Source organism: Megasphaera sp. SW808, assembly GCF_012027795.1.
GTDB classification, from domain to species: Bacteria; Bacillota; Negativicutes; order Veillonellales; family Megasphaeraceae; genus Megasphaera; species Megasphaera stantonii.
The window spans coordinates 24287-39559 of the sequence record NZ_SJOT01000002.1 but is presented as its reverse complement, the minus strand read 5'-3'; the positions used below and the strand labels follow the sequence as shown (position 1 = coordinate 39559).

Sequence of the window (15273 nt, the reverse complement as noted above, 5' to 3'; positions counted from 1 at the left end):
CTGTTTTTTATATTTTCTTCGTATATATTCCGGCGTCGCCATGATAGCTCTATTCGTATGAACATGATACAAAATGTTTGTTCGGCTAGAAAGAAATACATCGTCCAAACAAATGTTTACGGAAGAAGCCCTTCGGGCCGCCGTTCATATGTTTGACTTTTCTATTATTTCATGATAAGGTTATCATGAACCTGTATATTTCATGCAAAGGAGGACTGCGGCTTTGAAAAAAGAATTGAAGCATTTCTACATTGGCCGGGCCGACATCATCGCCAATAATGATAAGCTGACCGATAAAGCGCGGCAAAGCATTTACACGGCGCGGGCCGACAATACGATCGACGCCTATGAGTCGGACTGGAATGATTTCTGCGATTGGTGCGAATATCATCAGCTGTCGTCCTTCCCTGCCCAGCCGGAGACGATCGTCAACTACATCAACGATTTAGCCGACAATGCCAAGGCCAATACAGTCGCCCGGCGTATCAGCGCCCTGACGGAAAATTTCGATGCCGCCGGCATAAAGGATAATCCCTGCCGATTCCCTATCGTCCGAAACGCCCTGCGCGGTATCAAGCGCATGAAAGGTACGATACAGCGCGGCAAGCTGCCGATTTTATTTGACGATATCAAGGAAATGCTGACCTATCTCGAAGGAGATGAATTGCAGCAGGCCCGCGATAAGGCCATCTTGCTTATCGGATTTTACGGAGCTATGCGCCGCTCAGAAATCGCCAATCTGGAAGTAGACGACTTGCAGTTTACCCGCCTTGGGCTCCTGCTTACACTGCGCAAATCCAAGACCGACCAGTTTGACCGCGGCCAGATGATCGCCATTCCCCTGGTACAGGATGAAGAAATCTGCGCCGTACGTGCTTTAAAGCATTGGCTGAAGCTCAGCGGCATCTCGTCGGGTCCCGTATTCCGGGGCTTTACGCGCAATCATACAATCCGCAAGACGAAGATCTCCGATAAAACCATCGCTCTCATCGTCAAGCATTATGTCGGACTCATGGGCATGGACCCGAAGGATTACGGAGCTCACAGCCTGCGGCACGGTTTTGCCACGTCGGCAGCCCAGCACCAGGTCGACGAACGGCAAATCATGAGACAAACCCGTCATAAATCGCAGGCTATCGTGCGGCGGTATATTGACGAAGCAGACCGGCTCATCGACAATCCCATTTTCAAGATAACGGAAACTAAGTGACCATACATACAAAAGAGCGGCGAATAAAGCCGCTCTTTTGTATGTATTCCTTGGCCTCAGTCGTCTCCAGACGGAACGGGGACGTTGAGAATTTGTCCGGGATAGATATCCTGCGTATCTGATAAATGGTTCGTTTCCATAATATCGCTGACGACGTAGCGAATATCCGTTTCGTCGTTCGTACTGCGAGAAGCGATTTCCCACACGGTATCGCCTTTCTCCACGCGAACCGGCGTATATTCTGTTTCTCCGCGATATACCCAGCCCAGCTGAGTGCTGGCGATGGCCAGCAGTCCGAGAAGCAATATATAGCCAAACAGGCGCTGTCTAATATTCTTTTTCTTTTTCATATGGCGTCACTCCTATGCATGCAAAAACAAATGTTTTTACAAACGTTCGTTCGTCGATGGTTATATTATATCGCCAAACAGTTGTTCTTGTCAAGATAATTATGGAACAATCGTTCTAAATCATTCTGTTGAAACGGGCTTGAACAAACGTTTGAATTACGGTATAATATAGACAAACTACTCTGGAGTGATGAAACCATGCTGATGAATGATAAAATGCTGACGACGCGTCAAAAACAAATTTTGGAATATATTCGGGAATGCGTGCATAAATTTGGCTATCCCCCGTCGGTACGGGAAATCTGCAAGGAAGTCGGATTGAGTTCTACGTCTACGGTCCACGGGTATTTAAACCGCTTGGAAGAACAGGGCTTTATTCGCCGCGACCCTTCCAAGAACCGGACGATCGAGCTTCTCGACGAAGGCTCCTGGCGTTCTAAAAAGATCATCCCCCTGCCGCTCGTAGGCCAGGTTCGGGCCGGCGCGCCGGTTTTGGCAGAAGAATGCGTAGAAGACGTATACCCCTTTTCCGCAGAATTTATCGGCAGCGACGAAGATTGCTTCTTATTGACGGTAAAGGGCGACAGCATGAAAAACGCCGGCATTTTTGAAGGCGATATTCTTGTCGTACGCCAGCAGCACACGGCAGAAAACGGCGAAATCGTCGTAGCCCTTTTGGACGATGAAGCTACGGTCAAGCGGTATTTCCGCGAAGCCGACGCCATTCGCCTGCAGCCGGAAAACGACGACTATGCGCCAATTTATACGCAGAACTGCACGATTTTGGGAAAAGTAACGGGCTTATTCCGTAAATACTAGGGAAGGCGTTTTTTTCCTGATTACATACTCACTTTTAATATCCTAAAAAATTACATCCCCGCTTTACAGCAGAAATCTTCTGTCGTAAAGCGGGGATGTATTTTGTCCTGATATTCTTATTTTTTGCTGCGGACCATCGACGGAAGTATTCCGACGATGCAGAGAATCGTAAAAATGATAAAGGCGAGTTGAATATTATCGGTCAGCATAGCTTCTCCGCCCTCCCCGGTCCGCGACATGACCAGCGTAACGATGGCCACGCTGAGGACCTGGCCGACGAGCCGTACCGTGCCGATCATAGAAGAGGCCATACCGACGTATTCTTTCGGAACCGATTCCATGATAGCGTTGTTGTTGGGCGCGGTGAACAGGGAAAAACCGATGCCGATGATAATCAGGCAGGCCAGCAGAACCCACACGGACTGCAAGGGCACGTCATAAGCCAAGAATGCCAGCCCGACGGCAATGCAGCCCATGCCGGCCGAAGACAACAAGGCGGCCGATACATGGTCGGACAGCGAACCCGTGACCGGCGACAGGACGGCCATCAGTATGGGCTGAAGTAGCAGTACCAATCCGGCGTCGCGGGACGTAAAGCCCAAAATACGCTGCAGATACATGGACAGCAGAAAGCTTATGGCAAAGGTCGCACTGTAGTTCAGCATCGCCGCAAAGGATGAACAGGAAAAGGTCCTGTTGCGGAGAAACAGCTGTATGGGTATGATGGGATTGGTCTGCCTTTTTTCCCAGCAGAGAAACAGGGCGAACAGCGCCATGCCGCCTAACAGGACGTATTTGGCATATCCTAAATTCAGGATTTCCGACAGGCCGAACATCATGAGAACCAAGGCGATGGAATAGGCAATCGCTCCTGCCGTATCGAATTTTCCCTTGGCGTCGGCAATCCACTCCTCTTTCATGAAGGCTATCGTCGAAAGGACGGCGACGGCGCAGAAAAAGGCGATAAAGTAGAAAATGCTCTTCCAGCCGCAGTAGTAATTCAGGAAGCCGCCGATGACTGGCCCCAGGGACAAGCCGCAGTATACGGCGCTGACCGTAAAGCCCATGGCTTTTCCACGACGCTCCGGCGGATAGACCAGCGTGATGATAGCGAAGCTCGTAGCGAAGATACAAGCGCTGCCTATGCCCTGCAGCACGCGCAGGGCGATGAGGCCGTAAATGGACGAAATAAGGGAAACGCCTAAGGATGATATCATGAAGATAGATGCGCCCCAGAGAAATACGCGCCGCTTGCCGAACTTATCGGCTAGCTTGCCGATCGGCATGATGCATATCGTCGAGGCGATGAGAAATACTTCGATAACCCATCCCAAGTGGGATTCTGTTACCTTATACGTCAGGCCGATATCCGGCAGGGCTAAATTCAAGGCGCTGCTCGTAAAGGGATTGATAAAAGAAACAATCATGACAATTGCTAAAATGCGGTTTTCATATGAAAGATGAGGAACCATATGCTATCATCGATCCTTTGCTGTCGTTTTTTTTTATTATAGCATAGGTTTGCCGCAACGCGTAAGTTTTTATCCCCTGCACAGAGACATATACGGTTCCTGCCGGCTGATTTTATCTAGCTGCTGCATCTGAAACGGCTTATATATCCCCTGTAATCCGGTTGTACTGCCGCTGATGGCTACCTGAACCATGTCCTGCAGGACGACAGCTCGCCGTACAACGCTATGACTCCACTGCCTCTCCTGCAGCTGCGCCGCCAGGTAATGCCGGGCTGCCTCATATTCCTTGCGGATGATGAGCCAGCGAGCCTGCGATAAAAAGTGAAACTCGGCGGAAAAACCGACGAGCGGATGGTATTGCTCCCATGCGGCGTAAAACTGGTCTTCCCGGCGATGACGCTGATAAAAGGTCAGCAATGCCGTATACATGTGCTGAAAGCCGGGGACCCGTTGCTGAGCCCGGCGTCGGGCTGCGTCTATTTCACAGGCATAGCTGTAATAACGTTCTGCCAGGCGACGGGCGCTTTCTTTGTTATGGCAGAGGGAAAATTGGCCGGCGCAGTCGAACAGCTTACCTAAGAGGTAGTATATATCCCACGATTTCTCGTAGGCCTGCTTGGCCTGTATGACGGCGGCCATGTCTTCGATATGGCGCGGCAAGCCTTCTATTTCCAGCACCCGTTCCAAGCAGTCATAGATGCGGCGAAGCCGGGCCAGATGGCCGCCGCGGCTGCCGTATACGCTGCTCGGTACGGAAAATACGAGCATCAGCTCTTCCAGTACGAAGGAGTTAAGGGAAAACGATTCCAGGCCGCAGCGGGACAAGCCGTAGCAGGCGCGGCAGTACAGCCCTTTATCGGCTGGGCCCCATTTTTCCAGCAAGGATACCGTTTCGTCATACACCCTATAGGCTTGCTCCTTTTGCCGGCAGAGAGCGGCAAAATCGCCTTGTCCTTGTCCATCTTTGGCGTTTCTGTATAATATCTGCGCATAGCGGTACAGCTGCTCCGGCTGCCGCCCCTTTTCCAGCAAGAGTTCCAACGTATCCCTGGCCTTCTGAAAGCACTCTTGTTTGTCATAGGGCAAGGCGCCGAAAGGCCGGCTCGTAAATCGTACCATATAATCCCGATAGTATAACGAGGCCAATCCTTGGAGCGCGCATCTGTCGTCCCGACGGGCCGGATCTGCCAATACGGCGCAGTAGGCCTGTTCTGCCAGCTGAAGCAGACGTTTCTCTCCGCTTTCTTTACGCAGCTGCTCCGCCAGCTGCAAGCACTCATTCCAGCGCTTCTGCCGGATGTGCTGCATCAGCTGTTGTTCCTGCCGTTCTATCTTGTTCATGCTTGTCGCCTCCTTGTCGATGAAAGGTTATTCTTATCTATAGTATGACGAATAATGATTAAACTTTGACAAGAAAGGCATTAAAGTTATATTAAATTGGATTGGCCTTATCATTTTGCATTTGTCAAGAGGCAACAGAAAAGAGACGATATGCGGTAGTATCCGTTTATCGTCTCTTAGTATGTACAGGTATTACATATTGTTAGCGCGGAGTTCGTTTAAAATAGCTTGCACGCGGGCGGCGCTGTCGGCGATGGCGGCGACTTCTTCATGGCCCGTACGGCGCACCTTAATTTCTACGGTCTGATCGGCGGCGCTCTTCTTGCCTACGGTGATGCGGACGGGATATCCAATGAGGTCGGCGTCGTTGAATTTTACGCCGGCCCGTTCGTTCCTGTCGTCAAACAGGACGTCGACGCCCATGCCTTTCAGCTGCGTATACAGCCCTTCGGCAATCTTCATCTGTTCTTCGTCCTTGCTGCTGACGGGTACGACGACGACTTCGTACGGCGCGATGGCTACGGGCCACATGATGCCCTTGTCGTCGTGGAACTGTTCGATAGCCGCGGCAATCGTCCGGGTTACGCCGATGCCGTAGCAGCCCATGACATAGGGCTTGGCCTTGCCGTTCTGGTCGAGGAAAGTCGCATTCAGGGCTTCGGAGTATTTCGTGCCCAGTTCAAATACCTGGCCGACTTCAATGCCCCGGACGATGTCGATAGGCGCGCCGCAGTGCGGGCAGACGTCGTCTTTAGTCATGAGGCGGATCGTAGCAACCGTGACGTTTTGGAAATCCCGTTTGGGATTGACGTTCTTATAATGATAGCCGTGCTTGTTGGCGCCGGTCACGCCGTTCGGCACGTTCATTGCCGTCGGGTCTACGATGACGTAAAAGCTTTCATTATCCGGCGTATCTGCGCCCATGGGGCTCATATAGCCGGGCTGGAGGCCGTGAGCCTTCAGTTCTTCGTCTGTCGCCGGTTCAATCGTATTGCCGCCGACAAGATTCTGTACGGCTACGTCGTTTACTTCATGGTCGCCGCGAACCATGCAGAGGACCGTTTTTCCATCTACGTCGAAGGCTACGGCTTTAATCGTCTTTTCTACGGGAATTTGCAGGAAGTTGGCCAGATCTTCGATGGTCGAGCAGTTCGGCGTTTCGATGAGCTCTACGTCGGCTGCGTCTTCAGCCGCCATGTCCAGCGTATTTGGGACGGCCTTTTCAATATCGGCGGCATACTGGCACTTCGAGCAGGAGACGACTTCGGCTTCGCCGGCTGCGGCCAGGGCCATGAATTCATGGGTATGGCTGCCGCCGATTTGGCCGCTGTCTGCTTCTACGGGCTTAAAATTCAAGCCGCAGCGCGTAAATACGCGGTCGTACGCGTCATACATAATCTGATAGGTCTTATGGAGGCCTTCTTCGTCAACATCGAAAGAATAGGCGTCCTTCATGACGAATTCGCGGCTACGCATGAGGCCGAAGCGGGGACGGATTTCGTCGCGGTATTTATTCTGCATCTGCCAAAGGATCAGGGGCATCTGCTTATACGAACGCAGTTCGTTGCGGAGAAGCGTCGTAATCAATTCTTCATGGGTCGGCCCGAGGCAGTAGCCGTTGTCATGGCGGTCCTGCAGCTTGAACATTTCCGGACCGTAAGCGCTCCACCGGCCCGATTCATGCCAGATTTCGGCAGGCTGCATGATGGGCATCATGATTTCCTGGGCGCCTGTAGCGTCCATTTCTTCGCGGACGATCTGTTCTACCTTCAGCGTCACGCGGCGGCCCAAGGGCAGGAAGCTGTACAAGCCGCTGCCGTTTTTCCGCAGCATGCCCGCTTTCAGCATATATTGATGGCTGGCAATCTCAGCGTCTGCCGGAATCTCCCGCAGCGTAGGACTATATAATTTTGATGCTAACATAGACTTAAGACTCCTTTGTAATAGATTTATGTATTTCTTCCAGCAAAGCCGGTACGAGCTGATTTTCAGGCACGCTCTTCAACACCTTGCCGTGGGAAAAGACGATGCCCATTCCCTTGCCGCCGGCGATGCCGAAATCGGCTTCCCGCGCTTCGCCGGGACCGTTGACGACGCAGCCCATGACGGCGACCTTAATCGGCGCTGTGATACCGGATAAGGCTTCCTGTACTTCCTGAGCCAGGCCGATTAAATCGACTTGCGTACGGCCGCAGGTCGGGCAAGAAATCAGCGTCGGTCCGAAGGTCCTGAGGCCCAGGGCTGTGAGAATCGTCTGCCCGGCCGCGATTTCTTCCGCCGGATCGCCCGTCAGTGACACGCGGATCGTATCGCCGATGCCGTTGTACAAGAGATGGCCGATGCCGATGGCCGACTTAATGCTGCCCTCACGGACCAGGCCGGCTTCCGTCACGCCTAAATGCAGGGCGTAAGGAACCTTTTCGGCCAGGGCCGTGTAGGCTTCGATCATCAGCGGTACGTCGGACGCCTTCAGGGAAATGACCATATTGCGGTAATCCAGCCGTTCCAGGATACGGATATGGCGCAAGGCCCCTTCCACCATGGCTTCGGCCGTAGGATGGCCGCCGTTCGCTTCCAGCAGGTCTTCCGGCAGCGAGCCGGCGTTGATGCCGATACGGATGGGAATCTGGCGCGAACGCACCTTTTCCACCACCTTTACGACGTTTTCATCGGCGCCGATATTGCCGGGATTGATGCGCAGGGCATGGATGCCGCTGTCTACGGCCTCCAAAGCCAGCCGATAGTCAAAGTGGATATCGGCGACGATCGGCACGGGAGACGCGGCGGTTACGGCCTTCAAGCCCTTAGCGGCAGCCATATCGGGAACGGCAAACCGCACGATTTCCGCGCCGTAAGAGGCCAGACGGCGCACGTCGGCGACGGCCCGCTCCTCATCGGCAGGAGTAATCGTCGACATCGTCTGTACCGAAATGGGAGCCTCGCCCCCTATCGTAAGATTCCCGACAGTTACGGGAAGTGAATGTCTTCGTTTCATAGTAATCCGGCCTTTCTAAAAACGGCTGATGTCCTGGAACATGGCGAATAAGAACAGCGCTCCCAGAATTACCATGCCTGTCGCCTGGATGTACTGCAGCGCCTTTTTAGGCATGCGCCGGCCAGAAATTCCTTCTAAAATCAGCAGGATAATATATCCGCCGTCTAACAGCGGAATGGGCAGCAGATTTAAAATGCCCAGGTTGATGCTCAGGAAGGCCGTAAAGACGAGAAGGTTTACAAAGCCTACGGACGCTACCTGCCCAGCCAGCTGGGCTACGCCGATGGGTCCGGCCAGGTCAGCCTTCGTTTCGCCGGTAATCATTTCATAGATGCCGACGAGCATGAGCTGGCAAAGCTGCCCCGTCCGCTGAACGGCCATGCCGGCCGATTCAAAAAATCCATGGGACTGCTTCGTTATGACCGGCATGATGCCGAGGGTAGCGCGCTGCGACTGGCTGTCTACCTGAGGGATCATGTCCAGGCTCAGCTCCTTGCCGTCCCGTTCGACGACGACGGTGACGACGGCTCGGCTGTGTTCGGCTACGGCCTGAGAAATATCGCTCCACTGCGTAATAGCCGTGCCGCCGATAGATACGATGCGGTCGCCCTCCTGCATGTCAGCCTGGCTGGCTGCGGAGTTTTCAATGACCGAGCCGACGACGGCCTGAGGCGATACGGTCATCGTGCCTACGGCAAAGGTAACGCCCCACAAGATGAGAATCGCCAGCAGAAAGTTCATGATGCCGCCGGCGGCAATGACCAGCAGCCGGGACGGAACGGGCTTATTCAAAAACGACCGTTCGTTCAGCGGCTCGTCTTCGGTCATGCCGGCGATGCGGTTAAATCCGCCCAAGGGCACGGCCCGCAGGGAATACAGCGTCGAACCATAGGTGCAGCTGTAAATCTTGGGGCCAAAGCCGATGGCAAATTCGTCGACCTGCATGCCCGTTAATTTTGCTGTAATGAAATGTCCAAATTCATGGACAAATACGATGAGACTGAATACAAATACAGTCGCTGCAATGGTAATACCCAATGTCCCAACACCTTTCTACAGTAAAGACGCCGCGCAGCGACGGGCCCAGGCGTCGGCGCTGCGAATCGCGTCTAAGGAAACGTCGCGGCATACCGTATGGCGTTCCATGACGGTGCGTACGACGTCAAATATGCGTGTAAAAGAAATTTCCCGCCGCAAAAAGGCGTATACGGCGACTTCGTTCGCCCCGTTCAGCACGCAGGGCATCGTGCCTCCCGCCTTCCCTGCTTCATAGGCCAGGGGCAGGGAGGGAAATTTTTCAGGATCCGGCGCGAAGAATTCCAGGCTGCCCAACGTTTTCCAGTCAATAGCCTTAGCTCCGCGCACGGGATAGCGCTGCGGATAGGTAAAGGCATATTGAATCGGCAGCCTCATATCGGGCATTCCCAGCTGAGCCAGGACGGAGCCGTCCGTAAATTGTATCATCGAGTGGATGATGCTCTGGGGCTGGACGACGACTTCGATGCGGTCGTAGGGCATATCGAACAGCCAGTGCGCTTCGATGACTTCCAGGCCCTTATTGAACATCGTCGCCGAGTCAATCGTAATCTTGCCGCCCATATTCCACGTCGGATGCTTGAGGCACTGCTCTACCGTAATAGACGGGAATTCTTCCAATGGCCGGTGAAAATGGGGGCCGCCTGAGGCCGTAATCAGCAGCTTGTCGACTTCACTGCCGCTGCGTCCTTCCAGACATTGGAAAATCGCGCCGTGCTCGCTGTCGACGGGCAGGATGCGGACGCCGCGGCGCGCAGCCTCGGCCATGACCAGCTCGCCTGCCGCCACGAGGGTTTCCTTGTTGGCCAGGGCAATATCCAGCCCCTTCTCGATGGCATGGAGCGTCGGCTCAATGCCGGCAGCCCCGACTAAGGACGTCAGCACCATATCGGCTTCGCATTCGTCAATGAGTTTGAGCAGACCTTCAGGCCCGGAAAAAACCGTGCACCTTTCGCCTACTTCCTGCCGCAGCTTTTCGGCTGCCGGCTCGTCGGTCATGCAGGCAAAGGCTGCGCCGTGGGCCTGAATCTGGCGAGCTGCCAGCTCCCAGTTCGAATGAGCGGCAACGGCGGCGAGGGTAAACAGCTGCGGATGAGCTTCAATGACGTCGACGGCCTGGGTGCCGATCGACCCCGTACTGCCGAGGATGATAATTTTCTTCAATGCAGGGCCTCCTCTCAGGCGATGAGCGTGAGATATACATATACGGCCGGAGCGGCGAACAGCAGGCTGTCAAAGCGATCCAGCACGCCGCCGTGCCCCGGAATCAGCGTCCCCGAATCCTTTACCTGGCAGACTCGTTTCAGTATCGATTCTACCAAGTCGCCGAGAGGAGCCGCCACGGCGACGATGATGCCGATAGCTAAGGCGTGGATGAGGGAAAACTGGAAAATAAGCGAAAAGACGAGAGCCGTGACGACGGTGCCGATAAAGCCTCCCAAAGCCCCTTCCTGCGTTTTGCCGGGGCTGATGGACGGGCACAATTTATTTTTTCCCTTAACCTTTCCTACGGCAAAGGCAAAGGTATCGCTGGCCCACGTGGAAAAAATCAGGAGAAACATGAAAAAGCGCGCCGGCTCCAGCATGACGGACGAAAAAGCGTCGGTCATATACGATGCAATCTGCCCGTTTCGCAGCGCCAGCATAGCTAAAAAGCCTCCGCTTACGTACAGCAGGCCGTACAGCGTATAGGCGCTGTCTACAGGCTTTATCTTCCCATGAAATAAGACGGTCTGCAGCAGCAGCCACAGCATGGCGGCTACGGCCAGCAGCATCATCACCTTTACGCTGCCGAACCAATAGGCGGCAAAAAAGCAGACGATCCATCCCGCTCCCATCCGTTCCGACAGATTCGCGCCCAGTTTGCGGACTAAATTACAATACTCATGCCATCCCAAAATAGCCAGCAGGATCATCATGAAAAAAAACAGCCAGTCCCCTTCATAGATAATCCCTATCGTCAGGGCGCCGCCTATGACGCCGGTTATAATTCGTTTTGCCAACATATGTTTCGTTTACCTACCTTATTTCAAACCGCCAAAGCGGCGTTCTCTGCCCTGAAAGGCGAGAATCGCCTCTATGAGCGTCTCTTTTGTAAAATCAGGCCAGCACAAATCGGTATACCAGAATTCGGCGTAAGCCATCTGCCACAACAGGAAATTGCTGACCCGTTTGTCCGCGCCGGGCCGGATGAGCAGGTCCACGTCGTTTTCCGGCGCCGTATACAAATACGAAGCCAGGGAGTCTTCCGTAATATCCTCCGGCTCCAGCCGGCCAGCCTTGACGTCGGACGCCAGCTTCTGCATGGCTTGGGTCAGTTCCAGGCGGCCGCCGTAATTGACGGCGACGTTCAAAATCAAGCCCGTGTTCCCAGCCATGTTCTGTTCCGCTTCGTCAAAGGCCTGACGGAGGGACGGGGAAAGGCGGCTCAAATCGCCGATAAAGTGCAGGCGCACATTATGCTCGTTCAATTCCAGAAGGTTTTTGCTCAGGTATTCCTTCATGAGCTTCATAATATAGGAAACTTCCTCGTCGGGCCGTTTCCAGTTTTCCGTCGAAAAAGCGTATACCGTCAGCACCTTGATTCCCAATTCCCCGGCGGCGGCGACGATTTTCTTCAGCGTGTCCGCGCCGGCCCGATGGCCGTAGCTGCGCGGCATACTCCGCCGTTTAGCCCAGCGGCCGTTGCCGTCCATGATGATGGCGACGTGGCGGGGAATATTGTTCGTATCGAGCAGTTCTATTCCTGTATGCTGTTCTTCCTTCTTCTTTTTTCCTAAAAAGTTAATCATTCTTGCACTTCTCCACCTTGCAGCATGCGAGTTACGCTTTCGCTTTTCTTCAAATTCGCGTTGACCAGAAGATATACGACGCCGTCCCGTTCACGGGCCCGGACGACGTAGGGATCTTCTTCATCGCGGGGAAAAAAGCGGCTTCGCGCCGTCGTGTGCTCTACCTCATATGGCACATTTTTTTCCTGTAATACAGATATGGCATACCGTAACGGCATGCCAATAAAATTTCGTATATCCATTATACTTCCATGACTTCTTTTTCTTTTTTCGCTTTGATTTCGTCGATCAGCTTAATTTTCTTGTCCGTCAGCTTTTGGATATTTTCCTGGGCTTCCTTGCTGTCGTCTTCCGTAATTTCCTTCTTCTTTTCCATCTTTTTGATGGCGTCGTTCGCATCGCGGCGGATATTGCGGATGACGACCTTGGAGTCTTCAGCATCCTTGCTGACTTTTTTGCTCAATTCTTTACGGCGTTCTTCCGTCAGCTGGGGAATTTCCAGGCGGATCATCGTGCCGTCGTTGTTCGGGTTTAAGCCCAGATCGGATTTCAAAATAGCCCGTTCGATATCGCCGAGCATTTTCCGTTCCCAAGGAATAATCGTAATGAGGCGCGGTTCCGGGGCGGATACGTTTGCGACCTGTTTAATCGGCGTAGGCGTACCGTAGTAATCAACGCTGATACGGTCCAGGAGCGTCGTGCTGGCCCGGCCGGTGCGAATCGATGCCAAATCGCGCTTCAGCGCTTCTATGGTCTTATCCATCTTTTCTTCGTTCTGCGTTAATAAGGTTTTTACGTCCATACTATTCACTTCCTTAATCGTAATAATGGTATATATGTATATAATACAGCTTTTAGCCTTCTTTGTCGACTAATGTTCCCAAATCTTTTCCGCTGGCAGCGGCAATAATATTGCCTTCGACGTCGATGTTGAAGACGACGATGGGAATGTTATTGTTCATGCACAGCGTTGTAGCCGTTGCGTCCATGACCTTGAGTTCTTTATTGATGACATCCATGTAAGACAAGCGGCGGAACATCTTCGCGTCGGGATTGAGTTTCGGGTCGCTGTCATATACGCCGTCTACGCCGTTTTTCGCCATGAGGATTGCGTCGGCTTCGATTTCTGCAGCCCGCAGCGCTGCCGTCGTATCCGTAGAGAAATAGGGATTGCCCGTGCCGGCGCCGAAGATGACGACGCGGCCTTTTTCCATGTGGCGAATCGCCCGGCGGCGGATGTACGGTTCTGCAACCTGCTGCATGTTGATAGCCGTCTGTACGCGCGTCGCTACGCCGTTCTTTTCCATAGCGTCCTGCAGCGCCAGGGCGTTCATGACCGTTGCCAGCATGCCCATGTAATCGGCTGATACGCGATCCATGCCCTTTGCGCTGCCCGACAGGCCGCGCCAGATATTGCCGCCGCCTACGACGATAGCTACCTGAATGCCCAGCTTATTTACTTCTACGACCTGCTTGGCAATCGTTTCGACCGTTTCCGGGTCGATGCCGTATCCCTGGGCTCCCGCCAACGCTTCGCCGCTCAATTTCAATACAATGCGATTATATTTTTTCGTTTCCATACCAAGGCCTCCTGCTCCCGGCGCTGCCGCGCCGTATAAAGTCACATTAGAAAATAAGAGAACACGAAAATGGTGTTCTCTTATATGCAGTCTTATTTAGCTTGTGCCATAACTTCGGAAACGAAATCGTCGTTGCGCTTCTGGAGGCCTTCGCCCAATTCGTAGCGGGTATAACGGCGGATGTCGATTTTTTCACCGATCTTAGCGATATTTTCAGTAATAACCTGCTGAATCGTCTTGTCGGAATCTTTGATGAATTCCTGGTCAAGCAAGCAGTTTTCTTTGTAGAATTTTTCGATACGGCCGACGATCATCTTTTCGACGATTTTTTCCGGTTTGCCTTCGTTCAGAGCCTGCTGGCGGAGAACTTCTTTTTCATGTTCAAGAACATCTTCCGGAACGTCTTCTCTCTTGAGGTATGCCGGGTTAGCTGCAGCGATCTGCATTGCAATGTCTTTGCAGAGGTCTTTGAAGTTGTCCGTCTGGGCTACGAAGTCCGTTTCGCAGTTGATTTCTACGAGAACGCCGATACGGCCGTTGCCGTGGATATAGGAGTAAACCAAGCCTTCGGCTGCGATGCGGTCTGCTTTTTTAGCAGCAGCTGCCAAGCCTTTTTCGCGAAGGAAGTCGATTGCTTTATCCATATCTCCATCCGTAGCTGCGAGCGCTTTTTTGCAGTCCATCATGCCAGCGCCAGTTTTTGTTCTTAAATCTTTTACCATGCTTGCTGTAATAGCCATCTTAGATATTCCTCCTAAATGTAATATACAGTTTGAATAAAGGTAAGGAATGAAGCACTCCTTACCTTTATATAATGAGCCATGTAGTTCTCAAAGGGCCGATGTCTTAGTTTTCTTCAGCGACAGCTTCCGTTTCAACAGCTGCTTCTTCAGCGGCGCCTTCTTCAACCTGTTCGCCCTGGTTGCCTTCCAAAACAGCGTCGGCGATCTTGCCGGTCAGCAGTTTTACGGCGCGGATAGCGTCGTCATTTGCCGGAATCGGGTAGTCGATGAGGTCGGGATCGCAGTTCGTGTCAACCGTAGCGATGATGGGGATGTTCAGTTTACGGGCTTCCGATACGGCGATTTCTTCTTTTTTCGGGTCGATGACGAAGAGAGCGTCCGGAAGCTTCTTCATGTCTTTGATACCGCCGAGGTATTTCTGGAGTTTTTCCATTTCGTGTTTCAAAATGGTAACTTCCTTCTTCGGCAATACGTCAAACGTGCCGTCTTCAGCCTGTTTTTCCAACGTCTTCAAGCGCTTTACGCGTTTTTCAATCGTCTGGAAGTTGGTCAGCATGCCGCCGAGCCAGCGTTCGTTTACATAGAACTGATTGCAGCGTTCAGCTTCATTTTTAATGGATTCCTGAGCCTGCTTTTTCGTGCCGACGAAAAGAATTTTACCGCCTTCAGCAGCCAGGTCGCGTACGAAATTGTAAGCTTCGTCCATTTTCTTTACGGTTTTCTGCAAGTCGATGATGTAGATGCCGTTGCGTTCCGTGAAGATGAAACGAGCCATTTTAGGGTTCCAGCGGCGAGTCTGGTGGCCGAAATGAACGCCTGCTTCTAATAATTGTTTCATAGATACTACTGCCATAATTGTTACTCCTCCTGTTGTTCCTCCGCCCGGTCATCGCCTGCCGTCACTGCCGAGCAGCACAGCTGCAGGCTCACCAAGCG

At 52.8% G+C, this 15273-nt stretch carries 16 protein-coding genes; 2 read left to right on the top strand and 14 right to left on the bottom strand.

What is annotated here, in order from left to right:
• The first annotated feature begins 223 nt into the window (after positions 1–223).
• Positions 224–1210 carry a site-specific integrase gene (locus E0L13_RS01010; protein ID WP_232818740.1) on the top strand — a complete coding sequence of 329 codons (987 nt, stop codon included), beginning with the start codon at positions 224–226 and terminating at the stop codon, positions 1208–1210.
• Positions 1211–1266: 56 nt separating this feature from the next.
• Here the strand turns inward: E0L13_RS01010 and E0L13_RS01005 are convergent, their stop codons facing one another.
• Positions 1267–1560 carry a LysM peptidoglycan-binding domain-containing protein gene (locus E0L13_RS01005; RefSeq protein ID WP_087477424.1) on the bottom strand — a complete coding sequence of 98 codons (294 nt, stop codon included), beginning with the start codon at positions 1558–1560 and terminating at the stop codon, positions 1267–1269.
• Between the two features lie 198 nt (positions 1561–1758).
• Here E0L13_RS01005 and lexA point away from each other — a divergent pair, with 198 nt between their 5' ends.
• A complete protein-coding gene (lexA, locus tag E0L13_RS01000) occupies positions 1759–2379 on the top strand; it encodes a transcriptional repressor LexA (protein WP_087477425.1) in 621 nt (206 codons plus the stop codon).
• Positions 2380–2495: 116 nt separating this feature from the next.
• Here lexA and E0L13_RS00995 read toward each other — a convergent pair whose 3' ends face one another.
• From E0L13_RS00995 to rpsB, 13 genes are all read right to left on the bottom strand, one after another.
• Positions 2496–3806 carry an MFS transporter gene (locus E0L13_RS00995; RefSeq protein WP_239386295.1) on the bottom strand — a complete coding sequence of 437 codons (1311 nt, stop codon included), beginning with the start codon at positions 3804–3806 and terminating at the stop codon, positions 2496–2498.
• A gap of 114 nt (positions 3807–3920) precedes the next feature.
• On the bottom strand, positions 3921–5192 hold the full coding sequence (locus E0L13_RS00990) for a hypothetical protein (protein ID WP_087477427.1): 1272 nt from the start codon (positions 5190–5192) through the stop codon (positions 3921–3923).
• Positions 5193–5384: 192 nt separating this feature from the next.
• Positions 5385–7115 (bottom strand): proline--tRNA ligase, encoded by a 1731-nt coding sequence (locus tag E0L13_RS00985; protein WP_087477428.1) that lies wholly within the window; start codon positions 7113–7115, stop codon positions 5385–5387.
• 4 nt (positions 7116–7119) lie between these two features.
• Positions 7120–8187 (bottom strand): flavodoxin-dependent (E)-4-hydroxy-3-methylbut-2-enyl-diphosphate synthase, encoded by a 1068-nt coding sequence (ispG, locus tag E0L13_RS00980; RefSeq protein ID WP_168059646.1) that lies wholly within the window; start codon positions 8185–8187, stop codon positions 7120–7122.
• 15 nt (positions 8188–8202) lie between these two features.
• Positions 8203–9225, bottom strand: coding sequence for an RIP metalloprotease RseP (rseP, locus tag E0L13_RS00975; RefSeq protein WP_087477430.1), 1023 nt, complete (start codon positions 9223–9225; stop codon positions 8203–8205).
• Positions 9226–9240: 15 nt separating this feature from the next.
• The gene (locus E0L13_RS00970) at positions 9241–10386 is read right to left on the bottom strand and encodes a 1-deoxy-D-xylulose-5-phosphate reductoisomerase (RefSeq protein WP_087477431.1); all 1146 of its coding nucleotides are present in this window, start codon (positions 10384–10386) and stop codon (positions 9241–9243) included.
• Positions 10387–10400: 14 nt separating this feature from the next.
• Positions 10401–11228 carry a phosphatidate cytidylyltransferase gene (locus E0L13_RS00965; protein WP_168059644.1) on the bottom strand — a complete coding sequence of 276 codons (828 nt, stop codon included), beginning with the start codon at positions 11226–11228 and terminating at the stop codon, positions 10401–10403.
• An 18-nt stretch (positions 11229–11246) separates the two neighbouring features.
• Complete coding sequence (locus E0L13_RS00960; protein WP_168059642.1) at positions 11247–12014, bottom strand: isoprenyl transferase; 768 nt, start codon at positions 12012–12014, stop codon at positions 11247–11249.
• Positions 12011–12190 carry a hypothetical protein gene (locus tag E0L13_RS00955; protein WP_240924619.1) on the bottom strand — a complete coding sequence of 60 codons (180 nt, stop codon included), beginning with the start codon at positions 12188–12190 and terminating at the stop codon, positions 12011–12013. Before E0L13_RS00955 ends, E0L13_RS00960 begins: the two co-directional genes overlap by 4 nt.
• 65 nt (positions 12191–12255) lie before the next feature.
• Entirely contained in the window at positions 12256–12816 is a 561-nt protein-coding gene (gene frr, locus E0L13_RS00950; protein WP_168059638.1) for a ribosome recycling factor, read from the bottom strand.
• 52 nt (positions 12817–12868) lie between these two features.
• Positions 12869–13594 (bottom strand): UMP kinase, encoded by a 726-nt coding sequence (gene pyrH, locus E0L13_RS00945; RefSeq protein ID WP_087477436.1) that lies wholly within the window; start codon positions 13592–13594, stop codon positions 12869–12871.
• Between the two features lie 92 nt (positions 13595–13686).
• Positions 13687–14334, bottom strand: a complete 648-nt coding sequence (tsf, locus tag E0L13_RS00940) for a translation elongation factor Ts (protein ID WP_168059636.1) — start codon at positions 14332–14334, stop codon at positions 13687–13689.
• Between the two features lie 106 nt (positions 14335–14440).
• Positions 14441–15190, bottom strand: coding sequence for a 30S ribosomal protein S2 (gene rpsB, locus E0L13_RS00935; RefSeq protein WP_087477438.1), 750 nt, complete (start codon positions 15188–15190; stop codon positions 14441–14443).
• Between the last annotated feature and the right edge of the window lie 83 nt (positions 15191–15273).

Excerpts from the sequence above, each read along its gene's own strand:
- E0L13_RS00995 (WP_239386295.1), bottom strand. The coding sequence starts at position 3,806 with ATGATTGTTTCTTTTATCAATCCCTTTACGAGCAGCGCCTTGAATTTA.
- E0L13_RS00990 (WP_087477427.1), bottom strand. The coding sequence starts at position 5,192 with ATGAACAAGATAGAACGGCAGGAACAACAGCTGATGCAGCACATCCGG.
- E0L13_RS00960 (WP_168059642.1), bottom strand. The coding sequence starts at position 12,014 with ATGATTAACTTTTTAGGAAAAAAGAAGAAGGAAGAACAGCATACAGGA.
- tsf (WP_168059636.1), bottom strand. The coding sequence starts at position 14,334 with ATGGCTATTACAGCAAGCATGGTAAAAGATTTAAGAACAAAAACTGGC.
- E0L13_RS00985 (WP_087477428.1), bottom strand. The coding sequence starts at position 7,115 with ATGTTAGCATCAAAATTATATAGTCCTACGCTGCGGGAGATTCCGGCA.
- rpsB (WP_087477438.1), bottom strand. The coding sequence starts at position 15,190 with ATGGCAGTAGTATCTATGAAACAATTATTAGAAGCAGGCGTTCATTTC.
- pyrH (WP_087477436.1), bottom strand. The coding sequence starts at position 13,594 with ATGGAAACGAAAAAATATAATCGCATTGTATTGAAATTGAGCGGCGAA.
- ispG (WP_168059646.1), bottom strand. The coding sequence starts at position 8,187 with ATGAAACGAAGACATTCACTTCCCGTAACTGTCGGGAATCTTACGATA.
- lexA (WP_087477425.1), top strand. The coding sequence starts at position 1,759 with ATGCTGATGAATGATAAAATGCTGACGACGCGTCAAAAACAAATTTTG.
- frr (WP_168059638.1), bottom strand. The coding sequence starts at position 12,816 with ATGGACGTAAAAACCTTATTAACGCAGAACGAAGAAAAGATGGATAAG.
- E0L13_RS01005 (WP_087477424.1), bottom strand. The coding sequence starts at position 1,560 with ATGAAAAAGAAAAAGAATATTAGACAGCGCCTGTTTGGCTATATATTG.
- E0L13_RS00965 (WP_168059644.1), bottom strand. The coding sequence starts at position 11,228 with ATGTTGGCAAAACGAATTATAACCGGCGTCATAGGCGGCGCCCTGACG.